1 rRNA gene (only partly in view) is annotated in these 543 nt (G+C 47.7%); it reads left to right on the top strand.

Annotated elements, in window-relative coordinates:
• Window positions 1-519, top strand: a 16S ribosomal RNA gene (locus KQ486_RS14790) (its annotated part extends 481 nt beyond the left edge of the window); the annotation flags it as partial.
• Window positions 520-543 lie beyond the last annotated feature (24 nt).

Here is a 543-nt window from a genome sequence, read left to right as displayed (position 1 = left end):
TTGGTGGAGTGATTTGTCTGCTTAATTGCGATAACGAACGAGACCTTAACCTACTAAATAGTGCTGCTAGCATTTGCTGGTATAGTCACTTCTTAGAGGGACTATCGACTTCAAGTCGATGGAAGTTTGAGGCAATAACAGGTCTGTGATGCCCTTAGACGTTCTGGGCCGCACGCGCGCTACACTGACGGAGCCAGCGAGTATAAGCCTTGGCCGAGAGGTCTGGGAAATCTTGTGAAACTCCGTCGTGCTGGGGATAGAGCATTGTAATTGTTGCTCTTCAACGAGGAATTCCTAGTAAGCGCAAGTCATCAGCTTGCGTTGATTACGTCCCTGCCCTTTGTACACACCGCCCGTCGCTACTACCGATTGAATGGCTTAGTGAGGCCTCCGGATTGGTTTAGGAAAGGGGGCAACTCCATTCTGGAACTGAGAAGCTGGTCAAACTTGGTCATTTAGAGGAAGTAAAAGTCGTAACAAGGTTTCCGTAGGTGAACCTGCGGAAGGATCATTACTGATTTGCTTAATTGCATTTTTACACAC

Source organism: Allobacillus halotolerans (assembly GCF_018967645.1).
GTDB lineage: Bacteria > Bacillota > Bacilli > Bacillales > Alkalibacillaceae > Allobacillus > Allobacillus halotolerans.
This window is presented reverse-complemented; position numbering and strand designations above follow the sequence as displayed.